This window comes from Agromyces sp. Soil535 (assembly GCF_001428255.1).
In the GTDB taxonomy this organism is placed as follows: Bacteria; Actinomycetota; Actinomycetes; order Actinomycetales; family Microbacteriaceae; genus Agromyces.
The window spans coordinates 213,454-227,186 of the sequence record NZ_LMRW01000003.1 but is presented as its reverse complement, the minus strand read 5'-3'; the positions used below and the strand labels follow the sequence as shown (position 1 = coordinate 227,186).

The following is a 13,733-nucleotide window of genomic DNA, read 5'->3' as shown; positions in this document are numbered from 1 at the left end:
GACTCCGTCGAGCCCGTCACAGCCCGCTCGGCGAACCCGGAGTTCGAGGCAGCTCAGGGGTGTGCAGCCGGCTGAGGATCCGATCGGTGTTCAGCGGAGTCCGGCGATCGAGCAGCGAGACGGCGATGCTGGTCAGCGCCGCGGCCGGGATCGTCCACGCCCCGGGCTGCGCGAGGAGGGCGGCCGCGGGGCCGGCGTCCGGCCCGAAGACGGACGACCCGATGAGTGCGGCCCCGCAGAGCACCGAGCCGACGAGCATTCCGGCGATGGCCCCGCGGGCGGTGAGGCGTCGCCACCAGATGCCGAGCACGATCACCGGTGAGAGCGCGGAGGCGGCGAAGACGAACACGGTGCCGACCGAGGTGACGAGCCCCTGCGGCACGGTGGCGAGCGCGACGGCGAGCGGAACCGCGGTGCAGAACACGGCGGCCCACCGGAAGGAGCGGACCGTGCCGTGGAAGAGGTCCTGGCTGACCACGCTCGACAGCGATACCACGAGCCCCGAGGACGTTCCGAGGAACGCGGCGAGTGCGCCGGCGATGACCAGCGCGGTGAGCAGGTCGCCCACGACGCCGGGGATCAGGCGGGACGGCAGGAGGAGCGCCACGGTGTCGGCCACACCCGGCTGGGCGAGATCGGGTGCCGTCGCCCGGGCGATGAGGCCGATCGTGCTGGAGACCATGTAGAAGGCGCTGATCATGGCGATGACGATCACGGTCGTCCAGCGGGCCGAACTGCCGGTCGGGCTCGTGTAGAACCGCACGAGCACGTGGGGCAGTGCGATCGTGCCGCAGAGAAGCGCGATCAGCAACGACGCCGTGGTGTAGGTGTCGAGCCCGCTCGGACCGCTCTCGGGCGGGAACACGAGGGCGGGGTCGATGCTCGGCTCGTTCCCGCTGAGCGTGATCGCGAAGAAGATGACGGGAACCGCGAGGGCGCCGAGCTTCAGCCAGAACTGGAACGCCTGCACGAACGTGATCGACCGCATCCCGCCGGCTGCGACCGAGCCGCTGACCACGACGGCCACGATGACCGCGCCGACCCAGGGCGGGATGTCGGCGACGACGTTGAGGGCGAGCGCGGCCCCGTGCAGCTGGGGAACGATGTAGAGCCAGCCGATCACCATCACGAGCACGCTCGTGATGCGGCGTGCCGTGAGGGAATCGAGGCGAGCGTGTATGAAATCGGGGATCGTGTACGCGCCGCTTCGGCGTAGGGGAGCGGCGACGAACATGAGCACGAGCAGGTATCCGGCCGCATAGCCGATGGGGAACCAGAATGCGTCGGAGCCCGACAGGAGCACGAGCCCCGACAGCCCGAGGAAGGTCCCGGCCGAGAGGTACTCGCCGCTGATCGCCGACGCGTTCCAGATGGGGCGCACGGTGCGCGACGCGACGAAGAAGTCGCTGGTGGTACGCGAGATGCGCAGTCCGTAGACGCCGATGACGGAGGTGACGACCAGCACGAGCGCGATCGCGCCGAGGGCGAGCAGCGGAGTCACTCGTGCTCCACGAGGGCTTCGAACCGGCGCTCGGTGCGCATCGCGGCGAGCGTGTAGGCCACCGCGAAGACGATGATGATCGGGTAGAAGCCGTACGCCTGGATGATCCAGGGCACCGGGACGCCGCCGATCGAGAGGTCGTGCAGCGCCGGTATCCCGCTGATCACGAACGTGACGAGGGCCACGATTACCACGAAGGCGACGACGAAGGCCAGGGCGAGGCGTCCTTGGGCGCGCATGAGGCTGCGCGTGAACAGCGTCTCCGCCTCGCTGACGCGCGACCTGCCGACGCGTACGAGCGGTTCGGGCCGGTTCGACAGGCGGTCGGCGGATGTCACGCGCTCGCGGATCGGCCTGCCCTGCCCCCGTCGACGCTCAGCGGATGCCGCGTCGGGGCGTGCGTCCAGCTCGGTCACCGTCGCTCCTCCCGGGGTTGCAGGATCGCCTCTCGCACCACGGAGATCGACCGTCGGCTCACGGGGATCTCCTCACCGGCGACGGTGAGGGTCGGGTGCGACCCGATCAGCTTCACGGTCGTGATGGCGTTGCGATCGACGAGGTACGAGCGGTGCACGCGGACGAATCCCGCCTCCGCCCACCGCAGCTCGAGGTCGGAGATCGACTCGCGGATCAGGTGGCTGTCGGTCTCGGTGACGAGTCGCGAGTAGTCGCCCTGCGCCTGCACCCAGCGCACGTCGTTGCGGTGGACGACGCGCGTGACGTGCCCGACCCGAACGGGGATGGTCTCGTCGGGGATGGTGTCGACTGGCTCCGGTGTCTCGCGCCCGGCGAGGATGCGTCCGACGGCCCGGTGCAGCCGCTCCCGGCGGATGGGCTTCAGGATGTAGTCCACAGCCTGGAAGTCGAACGCCTCGACGGCGCCCGCCTCGTCTGCGGTGACGAACACGATCGCCGGCGGATCGGTGAATCGCGACAGGGCGCGCGCCAGGTCGAATCCCGACAGGCCGGGCATGTGGATGTCGAGGAACGCGGCGTCCACCGCGTGCTCCGCCAGCAGCCGCACCGCCTCGGAGCCCGAGGATGCGCGCCGGATCTCACCGACGCGCACGTCGCGCCGTAGCAATTGCTCCAGTTCGTCGAGCACGGGGCGCTCATCGTCGGCGATGAGCACGTCGATCGTGCCGGTACCCGCGTCGGGGCCCGCGTGAGCGGCAGTCATCCGTCCATCGGCCTTTCCGTCTCGTTGAAGGGCTGGGACTTCGGGATGCGCATGCGCACCATCGTTCCCGCCCCGGGGTTCGTCTCGACCACGAGCGCGTGGTCGTCGCCGTAGATGCCGCGGACCCGGGAGTCGACGTTGCGCAGGCCCACATGGTCGGTGCGTTCACCGGCGGTGAGCAGGGCACGCAGTTCGGCGGGCTGCATGCCGACCCCGTCGTCGTCGACCGTGATCTCGGTATGCGTGCCGTCATCGCGCGCGCCGATGACGATGGTGCCGCCGCGCTCCCGCGGCTCGAGCCCGTGCCGGATGGCGTTCTCGACGAGCGGCTGCACGCTGAGGAACGGGATGACGGTCGCGAGCGTCTCGGGCGCGATGCGCAACGTGACGCTCAGGCGCTCCTCGAACCGTGCCCGCTCCAGTTCGACGTACGAATGGACGCTCTTCAGCTCCTCGGCCAGCGTGGTGAACTCGCCCTGGCGGCGGAACGTGTACCGGATGAAGTCGGCGAAGTCGAGCAGCAGGTCGCGGGCGCGCTCGGGGTCGGTGCTGATGTACGAGGCGATGGCGCTGAGCGCGTTGTAGACGAAGTGCGGACTGATCTGCGCACGCAGGGCGCGCAGCTCCGCCTCGGCGAGAGCGGCACGCGAGGTCTCGAGCTCGCCGAGCTCGATCTGCGCGGCGCACCACTTCGCCACTTCGGTGGTCGCGCGTACGAGCGGGGGTCGCACCCTGGCGGCGAACGCGACGATCACGCCCACGACGCGGCCGTTGGCGAAGACCGGCGCTCCGACCGCGGCGGCGCCAGAGTCGGCGTTCGCGGTCAAGAGCTGCCGTTGCCCGGTCTCGATGACGCTCGAGGCCACCTGCCACGCTGCAGCCGAGAGGTCGGGTCGGCCGTCGATCGAGACGACTCCCCGCCGATCCGCGATCGCGATCGCGTCACTGCCGAGGAGGGCCCGCAGCGATCGCGCCGCTCGATGTACGTCGCTCGTGTCGAGCCCGCCACGCAGGTGCACCGCGGCGCGCGATGCGAGCGAGAGGGTGCGGAACGTCGCGCGTTCCGCGTCGCTGCCGAGGTCCCGCGAGCCGCGGGCGAGTCGCCACGCCGTCTGCACGAGCAGCGTCAGCGCGACGCCGATGCCCAGCCCGGTGGCGACGAGCAACACGGCGTCGGTCATGTGCGCTCCTCGTCACGTCGTCGTCAGCAGCAGCGGGCCCCTGGGTTGCGGTTCTGGTCGTCCATTCTCTGTCGCCAGAACTGGCGTTCGCTGAGTGGCGGGTATTCGGGGCCGTGATTCGAGCGGTGGTGCTCCAGGTAGTTCCGATAGGAATTGTCGCCCATCAGGTCCTGCATGTACCACGCGATGCCGCGGCATCCGCGCTTCAGCAGCCCGAACGCGGCGGGGACGCCCGCTCGAACCGTGATGGTTCGGGCGGGACGCCCTGCAGTGCTGCCGGTCATCAGTGGCGCACCGTCTCCGGCTGCCGTTCGGCGGGGAGTGCGGCCCACTCGCGTTCGACGGCCCGCTCGGCCTTCGTGGCGATCACCCCGGAAGGGGCGAATCGACGGGAGGGTACGGGCGGGTCCTCGTGGTTCTCGCCCCCGCCGTTCCGCAGGGCTCGGCTGGTCGCGGCGAGCGACGTGATCAGCACGATGATCGACAGGGTGACGAACACGATGGACAGCGTGCCCTGCACGAACGTGTTGCGCACGACCGCCTCCATCGCCTCGACGCTGCCTGCCGTGCCCAACGAGGTCTCGCCGGCATCGAGGGCGTTGCGGAATGCGATGTGGTTGGCCCAGTACCCCACCTGCGGCACCGGCGAGAAGATCTTGTACATCGAGGCGGTGATCGTGACGATGGCGGCGAATCCCAACGGCAGGGCGATGATCCAGAGCCACCTGAAGTAGCTCCTGCCGCGCTTGGCGACGATTGCGAGCACGACGGCGAGTGCGATGACCGCCAGCAGCTGGTTGGCGATGCCGAACAGGGGGAAGAAGGTGTTGATCCCCCCGAGCGGATCGGTGACGCCGAGGATCAGGATGAAGCCCCATCCGGCGACCATGATCGCGGTGGTGATCCAGACGCCCGGCCGCCAGGCCGTGTCCTTGAACCTGGGAACGAAGTTGCCGATCGAGTCCTGCAGCATGAAGCGCGCGACACGGGTGCCCGCGTCGACGGCCGTGAGGATGAAGAGCGCCTCGAACATGATCGCGAAGTGGTACCAGAAGCCCGCCATGGCCGCGCCGCCGAAGACCTGCTGCAGGATGTGCGCCAGGCCGAGCGCGAGCGTCGGTGCGCCGCCGGTGCGGGAGATGATCGACTCCTCGCCGACGGCCGCAGCCGTCGAGGTGAGCATGTCGCGCGTGAGGTTGACGCCGGCGAGGCCGAGCGAGTTGACGAACGCGACCGCGCCCTCGACGGTTCCACCGGTCGCGGCGGCCGAGGCGTTCATCGCGAAGTAGATGCCCCGATCGAGGGAGATCGCGGCGACGAGCGCCATGATCGCCACGAACGACTCCATCAGCATGCCGCCGTAGCCGATGAAGCGCGTCTGGCGCTCCTTCTCGATGAGCTTCGGTGTCGTGCCGGATGCGATGAGGGCGTGGAATCCCGAGAGGGCGCCGCACGCGATCGTCACGAACAGGAACGGGAACAGGGGTCCGGAGAACACCGGGCCGAGCTCACCGCCGGCGAACTCGCTGAACGCGGGCACCGTGATCTCGGGGCGCACGAGCACGATCGCGCCGGCGAGCATCACGATGACGCCGATCTTCATGAAGGTCGACAGGTAGTCGCGCGGGGCGAGCAGCAGCCAGACCGGCAGGATCGCGGCGATGAAGCCGTAGATGATGATGCCCCAGGCGATCGTCGTGCGGTCGAGGTGGAAGAACTCGGCGCCCCAAGGGGTGGCGGCGACCCAGCCTCCCGCGACGATCGCGGCGAGGAGCAGGACGAAGCCGATGATCGACACTTCGGTGATCTTCCCCGGACGCAGGTAGCGCAGGTAGACGCCCATGAAGAGCGCGATCGGGATGGTCATCGCCACGCTGAAGACGCCCCATGGGCTCTCGCCGAGCGCGTTGACGACCACGAGCGCGAGGATCGCGATGATGATGAGCATGATCAGCAGCGCGGCGACCATGGCGGCGGTGCCGCCGATCTTGCCGAGCTCGTCGCGGGCCATCTGGCCGAGGGTGCGTCCGCCGCGGCGCATCGAGAAGAACAGCACCAGGTAGTCCTGCACGGCGCCGGCGAGGATGACGCCGACGATGATCCAGATCGTGCCGGGTAGGTAGCCCATCTGCGCGGCGATCACGGGACCGACGAGGGGGCCGGCGCCGGCGATCGCGGCGAAGTGGTGACCGAACAGCACTCGGCGATCGGTGGGCACGAAGTCCTTGCCGTCACCCTTGACCTCGGCCGGCGTCGCGCGACGGTCATCCGGTCGTGTGATGTAACGCTGGATCACCTTCGAATAGAAGCGGTAGCCGATCAGGTAGCTGCAGACGGCGGCGAACACGAACCAGATCGCGTTCACGGTCTCGCCGCGAACGAGGGCGATCATCACCCACGCGACGCCGCCGAGCAGGGCCACGGCCGTCCACAGGAGGACTTTCGGCCAGGTCCACTTGCGCTCGCGCTCGCGCTCGGCCTCTGGCAGTGAGGTCGGTGGAAGGCTCGAATCTGGTTCGCGTTCGTCGCCGGGGGCTTCGATCGTCGTTCGCCGGAGCTCTGAAGTCATGGGGGAACCTCCTGGGGTCGCGTCGTTGCGTACGCTCACGCTACGAAGCGGCCGGTGGCTTCGACGGCCCAGCACGGTCAGCGGCCGCTTGGTGCGGCAGGCGGGCGATTTCTGCGACGAACGGCGGCCCAACGCGACGTTCCGGGCGGCGGTCGGATGCCGCGGCCGTCATGCCCTCGGCACACCTCATCGAGATCCCGATCGGGAGCCGGGCTCGTCGGCTAGGTTTCGTCACTTGGATAAGCATGCTGTATGATTCTGTTTACCGAATCATGAAGCGGCGGGAGGGTGATCTCATGTCAGACGCCGCAACGCTCGTGCGTGCCGCTCGCCGCAGCCGCAACCTCACGCAACGTGAGCTTTCCCGGCGTGCCGAGTTGTCGCAGCCGCGCGTTGCGCTCACCGAGCGGCACCGCACCGATCCGCGCTTCGACACGGTTGCGCGTTTGCTCGCCGGCAGCGGTCACCGTCTGTACGCGGCACCCACGACCCGCGACGATGTCGCAACGGTGGCGGCCGATATCCGCTCCGCGCTCCAGCGCGACGAACCCCGACTCGCGCTCCGTCTTTACATCCAGATGAACGACAACCTCGTCGCCGAACGCGGCCTCGTCCGCGGCGTGCTCGCCGTCACGGAACCGGAACTGACCGGCGTGAAGGTATGGGATGCCGCGATCGCGGCGCTCGTGGCCTATCGACTCAACCAAGAGGCTGTGCCGCTGCCGGCGTGGGTCGACGAGGAGCGACGTTCGTTGCAGCGTGCTGGATCGCTTCGCGTTGATCCTGCCGATCCGGTCCCACAGCCGTCGGAGGTGCCGCAGGAATTCCTCGATCGTGGCGTCTTGGTGTGGCGCGACACCTTGGAGAGCGTATGACGACACTGTTCACGCGAGACGACCTGATCGACGGGCTGCGCGATCTCGTCCGCGAGCTCAGGGTCGCCGGCCAGCCCACCGGCCTGCGCATCATCGGCGGATGTGCGTTGGCGCTGCGGCACTACGAGCGCCAGACGACCGTTGACATCGACGCATTGCGCGTCAATCCCGGCGTGCCAATCGGCCCGGGCGCGACACCGACGACATCCGAAAGCTGCTCGCCATCTGCGAGATCGAGACTGTCGAGGCGGCGGACGACCTCTACAGCGAGTTCTTCCCGGGCGATTCCCTCACCGATCGAGCGTGGGGAATGGTCGAGCGGATACTCGTTGAGGGCCCATAGGTGAAGCCGCATTCGCCAGGTGCGATCTCCATCTGAGTCCGGGGCTCGCCGGGGAGAGCTGGCCCGGCCAGACCGCCAGCTCCCCGCCGGTGCGGTCGGCCCGGCAGGCGCACGCGCGGGGGCTGAGGGAGCGCAGGGCAAGTCAGGTCGGCTGAGCCGAGCCTGCTGACTCCGCCTCTTCCGATGCTGGGACTCGAGCCGACGACCCACTACCGTGAGTCCATCGACACCCCATTCCCCCCGATCCTCGGACGCTCCGGCGAGCTCGACCGCCTGGGCGTCCTCGTCGCGGGCGGCCGCAACGGGCGCGGCGGCGCGCTCCTCATCCGCGGCGATCCGGGCATCGGCAAGACAGCGCTGCTCGACGGGGCCACCAGTGCCGCGCAGGGCGTGCGCGTGATTCGCGCCGACGGTTACGAAGCCGAGTCGGCGATGCCGTACGCGACACTGCAGCGCATCGGTCGGCCGTTCGCCGAGAGCCTCGCGAGCATCCCGCCGCGCCAGGCGGCGGCGCTGCGCATCGCGGCCGGCCTCGACGACGGTCCGCCGCCGGATCGGTACCTCGTCGGCCTCGGGATGCTGTCGCTGCTCGCCGCCGCGGGCGAGGTCGAGCCGGTCGTCTGCGTTATCGACGATGCGCACCTCGTGGATCCCGAGTCGCTCGAGGTGCTCGCGTTCGTCGCCCGCCGACTGGAGGCCGAATCGATCGCGCTGCTGCTGGGGTCGCGTCCCGATCCGCGGGTCGACGTCGTCGTGGCGGGCATGCCGGTGCTCCACCTCGGGGGCCTCGACGCGCTGCCGGCGGTCGAGTTGCTGAATCGGTCGGCGACGTCCACGATCGACCCCTTCCTCGCCACACAGATCGCCGAAGAGACCGGCGGCAACCCGCTCGCCCTCATCGACCTCGCCCGGGAGTTCACGGCCCGCCAGCTCACCGCATCGTCCGTAGCCCAGGCGCCCATGCCGGTCGGGCAGCGGCTCGAGACGCACTACCTCCGCGAAGTCGAGGCGCTCCCTCCCGGGGCCCGGGTGTGGCTGCTCGTCGTCGCCGCCGAGTCCACCGGCGACCCGGTGCTCATCGGCGAGGCGGCCGCCCGGCTGGGTCTGGCGGCGGATGCCGCGGCCGACGCCGAGCGCGCCGGCCTCGCGTCGGTGCGCGACGCCGTGGTGTTCAGGCATCCGCTCGTTCGCGCTGCCGTGTACAACGGCATGCCCGACGCCGACCGCCGGCGCGTGCACGAGACGCTGCGAGAGGTCGCGGCCGATCACGGGCGAGCGGATGCCGCGGCGTGGCATGCCGCTGCGGCGACCCTCGGCACCGATGAAGCCGTCGCGCACGATCTGGAGCGTGTCGCTGATGCCGCAGGCGGGCGGGGCGGAACGGCGTCCCGCGCGCGGCTGCTCACGCGGGCCGCGGAGCTGACGCCCGAAGGGCCCAACCGCGACGCGAGGCTCCTGGCTGCGGCCGAGGCAGCCGCAGCCGCGGGCGCGGCGCAGCTCGCCCTCGACCTGCTCGACCGCATCGACGCCGAGCGCCTCGACCCCGTGTCGCTGGGGCGGGTGCTGTCGTTGCGCACGCTCCTCGCGCTCTTCGTCGCCGATCCGGCCGGCATCATCAGCGGAGCGGCCGTCATGCTGCGCGCGGCCGACCTGTTCCACGGGTTGGTGCCGGAACTCGAGCAGCGCACCCTCGTGCGTGCGTTCGAGTTGGCGCTCACGGCGGAGTGGGCGATGGAGGGAACCTCGCTGACGGAGCTGGGGCATCGGCTTGCCGCGGGCGCCGAGGTTGCCGGCGGTCCCCGGGCGATCGCGCTGCGCGCGCTCGGCGCACACATCCTGCTGCCCTACGAGGAGGCCGTGCCGGTGATGCGCGAGGCGGTCACGATGCTGGGTGAATCGGATGACGCGCAGCTGCTCGACCTCGGCCACTTCGGCATCGCATTGACGATGGCGCTGTGGGACGAAAGGATGTGCGTCGAACTCCTCGAACGCACGGCTCACGCGGCGCGGGATGCGGGCCTGCTGCGTGACCTCGACACGACGCTGTGGTTGCTCGGACTGGTCGAACTCGTACGGGGCGACCCCGCGGCATCCGCTCGGTACATCGAGCAGGTGCGCGAGCTGCGGCGGGCGATCGGCTACGACGCCGAGCAGGTCGTGAACGCGTCGTACCTCGCGTGGGCCGGCGCCCCGACCGAGCTCATCGAGCAGATCGCGCAGGCCGTGCTCGCCACGGGATTCGCCGGGGCGTGGACCGTGGCGATGACCGGGCTCAGCATCAGGGCGATCGCCGGCGGCCACTACCGCGACGCGTTCGATCGGCTGCAGCCGATGATCGATCGGCCGTTCGTGCAGGTGACCTACCAGCAGCTGCCCGACTACGTCGAAGCCGGTGCGCGAAGCGGCAAGCCCGCTGCCGTGCGCGCCGCAGCCGACCGGCTCGCCGGGTTCGCCGCGGCGAGCGGCACGCCGTGGATCCGTGGCGTCTCGGAGCGCAGCATCGCGCTGCTCGCGCCCGACGACGAGGCCGAGCCGCACTACACGGCGGCGATCGAACACCTCGGGGAGTCGACCGCACCGGGGGAGCTCGGTCGTGCACATCTCGTGTACGGCGAGTGGCTGCGTCGTTCGAAGCGGCGACGCGAGGCTCGGGAGCAGCTCAGGCTCGCGCTCGGGATCTTCGAGCGCGTCGGCGCGCCGGCCTTCGCCGACCGCGCGCGACGGGAGCTCGAGGCGACGGGCGAGCGCGTCGCACGGCACGCACCTGGCGAAGCGGATGCCGCGGCGCTCACGCCGCAGGAGGCGACGATCGCGCGCATGGCCGCCGAGGGCCAGACGAACGCCGAGATCGGCGCTGCCCTCTTCATCAGCGTGAACACCGTCGACTACCACCTGCGCAAGGTGTTCCGGAAGCTCGAGGTCACCTCGCGGCGACAGCTCTCGGAGCGGTTCCCCGGGCGCTGACCACGCGCCGCCGTGCCACTCGCCCGCGGCACCGGCCCACCTGGACGTCCACGCCCGCCATCCCCGTCACGACACGACTACGTACCCCACGTGGTTCGAGCACCCCGCGCGCGGCGGGACCATCGAGGCATCCGCGACCCACGCAACGAACGGACGCACCGGGAGGCGCTCATGCCCTACGTCATCGCCGATGACGGCGCGCGCATCTTCTACAAGGACTGGGGGTCGAGCGGCACGCCCGTGATCCTCAGCCACGGCTGGCCCCTGAACGCGGATGCCTGGGACGCCGCCGCGCGGTTCCTCGCCGAGCACGGTCACAGGGTGATCGCCCACGACCGGCGTGGCCACGGCCGATCGAGCCAGACGTGGAACGGCAACGAGATGGACACCTACGCCGACGATCTCGCGCGCCTCATCGAGCACCTCGACCTCACCGACATCACGCTCGTCGGCCACGCGACCGGTGGCGGCGAGATCGTGCGCTACCTCGGCCGGCACGGCAGCAGCCGGGTGGCGAGGCTCGTGCTCGTCTCGGCGGTGCCGCCGCTCATGCTGCGCACCGACGACAACCCCGAGGGCCTGCCGATCGACGTGTTCGACGGGATCAGGGCCGGCGAGGCATCCGACCGCTCGCAGCTGTACCTCGACCTCGCCGACGGGCCGTTCTTCGGCAACAACCGCAACAACGACGTCTCGCAGGGCGTGCGCGACGCGTTCTGGCTCCAGAGCATGGCCAGCGGCCATCGCGGCGCCTACGAGTGCATCGCCGCGTTCTCGGCCACGGACTTCCGCCCCGATCTCGCGATGGTCGACGTGCCGACTCTCGTGATCCACGGATCCGACGACCAGATCGTGCCGTTCGAGGTCGGCGGCAAGCGCTCCGCGGCGGCGATCGCGGGCGCGGCCCTGACCGTGTACGAGGACGGCGCGCACGGACTGCCCGACACGGAACGCGACCGGCTGCACGCCGACCTGCTCGCGTTCATCGATTCCTGAGCACCCCACCCCACCCTGAAAGGACACCGATCATGACCGACCAGACCGACACCACCGCCCCGAACCCCGACGCCCCCGACACGATCGTGCTCGTGCACGGCCTCTGGATGACTCCGCGCAGCTGGGGCAACTGGAAGGAGCGCTTCGAGGCGAAGGGCTTCACCGTACTCACGCCCGGGTACCCGGGCTTCGAGATCGAGGTGGACGCGCTGCGCGAGAACCCCGACCTCATCGCGAAGCTCACCGTGCCCGACACCGTCGACCACATCGCCGCGCAGATCGAGGCGTTGCCGAAGCCGCCCATCATCATGGGGCACTCGTTCGGCGGCACGCTCACCCAGCTGCTGCTCGCGCGTGGGCTCGGGGCATCCGCCGTCGTGGTGGACTCGGCACCGACGGAGGGCGTGCGCGTGAACCCGCTGTCCCAGGTGAAGTCGCTCTTCCCGGCGCTGAAGAACCCCGCGAACCGGCACAAGGCGGTCGGGTTCACGCCCGAGGAGTTCCACTACGCGTTCGCGAACACGCTGTCGCGCGAGGACTCCGACGCCGTGTGGAAGGAGTTCGCCATCCCCGCGCCCGGCAACTGGGTGTGGGCGTACGGGCTCATCGCGAACTTCAAGCCCGGCAGGCAGGAGACCTGGGTCGACTACTCGGCCGATCGCGCGCCGCTGCTCTTCATCGGCGGCAGCGAGGACCACATCATGCCGCCCTCCGTGAACACGTCGAACGCGAAGCACTACGCGAAGTCGCCCGCGCTCACCGAATACCACGAGTTCCCGGGCCGCTCGCACTGGATCTGCGCCGAACCGGGCTGGGAAGAGGTCGCCGACTACGCGCTCGACTGGGGCCTGGCGCACGCGAAGGCGACGGCCGCGGCGACCGCGTAGCCTCGCGACTGACGGCGTTCGGCGCGCCGCTTCCAGCTCGCGCTCGACGGGGCGGGTGCGACCGCTATGTTCGTCCCATGCGCCCGAACGCCGCCGTCGTCGCAACGGCCTCCGTGATCGTGCTGGCCCTCACCGGATGCTCTGTCGCCGCCGCTGAATCGACGCCGACACCGCCGGCATCGGAGACCCCCACGCCCGTGGCATCCGTCCCGCTGACCTGCGACGACCTCGTGCCGGCCGACCTGGTCGCCGACACGCTCGAGGGTGCCGATGGCGTGCCGGTCGAGCCGGTCGTCGCGGCGTACCAGGGCGCCGCCTTCGACAGCATCCTGCTCGAGGGGGTCGGCGGCCTCGCCTGCTCGTGGCGCGTCGGCAGCGGAATGCCTGAGTACAACGCTCCCAGCGACTGGGCGTACCTGAGCGTCGAGGTGCTGCCCGGGGCCGCCGCCCAGTACGCCCCACTACTGGACGGCGAGGGCCTGTCGACCGAGACGCGGCAGATCGCCGGCATCGAGGCATCCTTCTCGTTCGCCGACCCTGGATGGGCCATCTCGGCGCCAGTCGCCGACAGCTGGGTGCGCACCATGATCGTGGCCGCTGCGCGCTCCTCGACCGGCACGCGATTCGGCACGCTCGGGGGCCCCGTCGTGATCGATCGGCTCGCGGATGTCGCCGCGTCGGCGTTCACGGAGCTCGAGCAGGCGGATGCCGCGCAGCTCGCTGGGCCGGCCGTCGAGCTGCGGCAGGGCGACGCGATCTGCGACGGCGGCCTCGATGAGCAGGGGATCGTCGCCGCGATGCAGCTGCCGGCCGGGTCGACGGTGGAGTACGTCATGAGCGAACCGATGGCCGAGGCTCCGAGGTCCTTCGACGAGGCCGTGCACGCCGCCGCTCGCACCTTCACCTGCGAGCTGCAGGTCGACGGGTCGACGTGGGTCACGATCTCGACGGCGCGCGGCTTCGCGCCGCTGTTCGACCGCCTCCTGGCACCCGACGCGGATGCGGGATTCACCGCCTCGGAGCTCGCCGATGCCCCTGCCCACGCTCGGGCCGTCGCCAACTCCGAGGGCGGTCGGGCGTCGAGGGCGTTCCTGACCGACGGCCACACGTTGTACCGGATCCAGGGCTATGGCGCGCAGGCGGTCGCCCAGGCGATCATCCACCAGACGTACTGAATGCCACGGTCGCTCTTCCGATCGATCGACCGGATGAGGTGCGGCATCCGTCAGACAGTGGC

12 protein-coding genes are annotated in these 13,733 nt (G+C 70.2%); 6 read left to right on the top strand and 6 right to left on the bottom strand.

Going from position 1 to position 13,733, the window contains the following annotated elements; all coding sequences use genetic code 11:
• Positions 1-16: 16 nt before the first annotated feature.
• Genes ASG80_RS05335 through ASG80_RS05310 form a run of 6 tightly spaced genes read right to left on the bottom strand, consistent with a single transcriptional unit; the run spans position 17 to position 6,431 of the window.
• Positions 17-1,501 carry a cation acetate symporter gene (locus tag ASG80_RS05335; protein ID WP_056729125.1) on the bottom strand — a complete coding sequence of 495 codons (1,485 nt, stop codon included), beginning with the start codon at positions 1,499-1,501 and terminating at the stop codon, positions 17-19.
• A complete protein-coding gene (locus ASG80_RS05330; protein ID WP_056729124.1) occupies positions 1,498-1,917 on the bottom strand; it encodes a hypothetical protein in 420 nt (139 codons plus the stop codon). Before ASG80_RS05330 ends, ASG80_RS05335 begins: the two co-directional genes overlap by 4 nt.
• Positions 1,914-2,681, bottom strand: a complete 768-nt coding sequence (locus ASG80_RS05325) for a LytTR family DNA-binding domain-containing protein (protein ID WP_056729123.1) — start codon at positions 2,679-2,681, stop codon at positions 1,914-1,916. Before ASG80_RS05325 ends, ASG80_RS05330 begins: the two co-directional genes overlap by 4 nt.
• Positions 2,678-3,862, bottom strand: a complete 1,185-nt coding sequence (locus ASG80_RS05320) for a sensor histidine kinase (RefSeq protein WP_056729122.1) — start codon at positions 3,860-3,862, stop codon at positions 2,678-2,680. The genes ASG80_RS05325 and ASG80_RS05320 overlap by 4 nt, the downstream gene beginning before the upstream one ends.
• A gap of 23 nt (positions 3,863-3,885) precedes the next feature.
• A complete protein-coding gene (locus ASG80_RS24380) occupies positions 3,886-4,146 on the bottom strand; it encodes a YbdD/YjiX family protein (RefSeq protein WP_056729121.1) in 261 nt (86 codons plus the stop codon).
• Positions 4,146-6,431 (bottom strand): carbon starvation CstA family protein, encoded by a 2,286-nt coding sequence (locus ASG80_RS05310; protein WP_056729120.1) that lies wholly within the window; start codon positions 6,429-6,431, stop codon positions 4,146-4,148. The genes ASG80_RS24380 and ASG80_RS05310 overlap by 1 nt, the downstream gene beginning before the upstream one ends.
• Positions 6,432-6,727: 296 nt before the next feature.
• Here ASG80_RS05310 and ASG80_RS05305 point away from each other — a divergent pair, with 296 nt between their 5' ends.
• From ASG80_RS05305 to ASG80_RS05280, 6 genes are all read left to right on the top strand, one after another.
• Entirely contained in the window at positions 6,728-7,306 is a 579-nt protein-coding gene (locus ASG80_RS05305; protein ID WP_235508181.1) for a helix-turn-helix domain-containing protein, read from the top strand.
• On the top strand, positions 7,303-7,653 hold the full coding sequence (locus ASG80_RS23410; RefSeq protein ID WP_156401664.1) for a hypothetical protein: 351 nt from the start codon (positions 7,303-7,305) through the stop codon (positions 7,651-7,653). The genes ASG80_RS05305 and ASG80_RS23410 overlap by 4 nt, the downstream gene beginning before the upstream one ends.
• 179 nt (positions 7,654-7,832) lie before the next feature.
• Positions 7,833-10,613: a LuxR family transcriptional regulator gene (locus ASG80_RS05295; protein ID WP_082589778.1), complete on the top strand. Its 2,781-nt coding sequence runs from the start codon at positions 7,833-7,835 to the stop codon at positions 10,611-10,613.
• 171 nt (positions 10,614-10,784) lie between these two features.
• Positions 10,785-11,609 carry an alpha/beta fold hydrolase gene (locus ASG80_RS05290; protein WP_056729117.1) on the top strand — a complete coding sequence of 275 codons (825 nt, stop codon included), beginning with the start codon at positions 10,785-10,787 and terminating at the stop codon, positions 11,607-11,609.
• 32 nt (positions 11,610-11,641) lie between these two features.
• Entirely contained in the window at positions 11,642-12,496 is an 855-nt protein-coding gene (locus ASG80_RS05285) for an alpha/beta hydrolase (protein WP_056729116.1), read from the top strand.
• Between the two features lie 77 nt (positions 12,497-12,573).
• Entirely contained in the window at positions 12,574-13,671 is a 1,098-nt protein-coding gene (locus tag ASG80_RS05280) for a hypothetical protein (protein WP_056729115.1), read from the top strand.
• Positions 13,672-13,733: the final 62 nt, after the last annotated feature.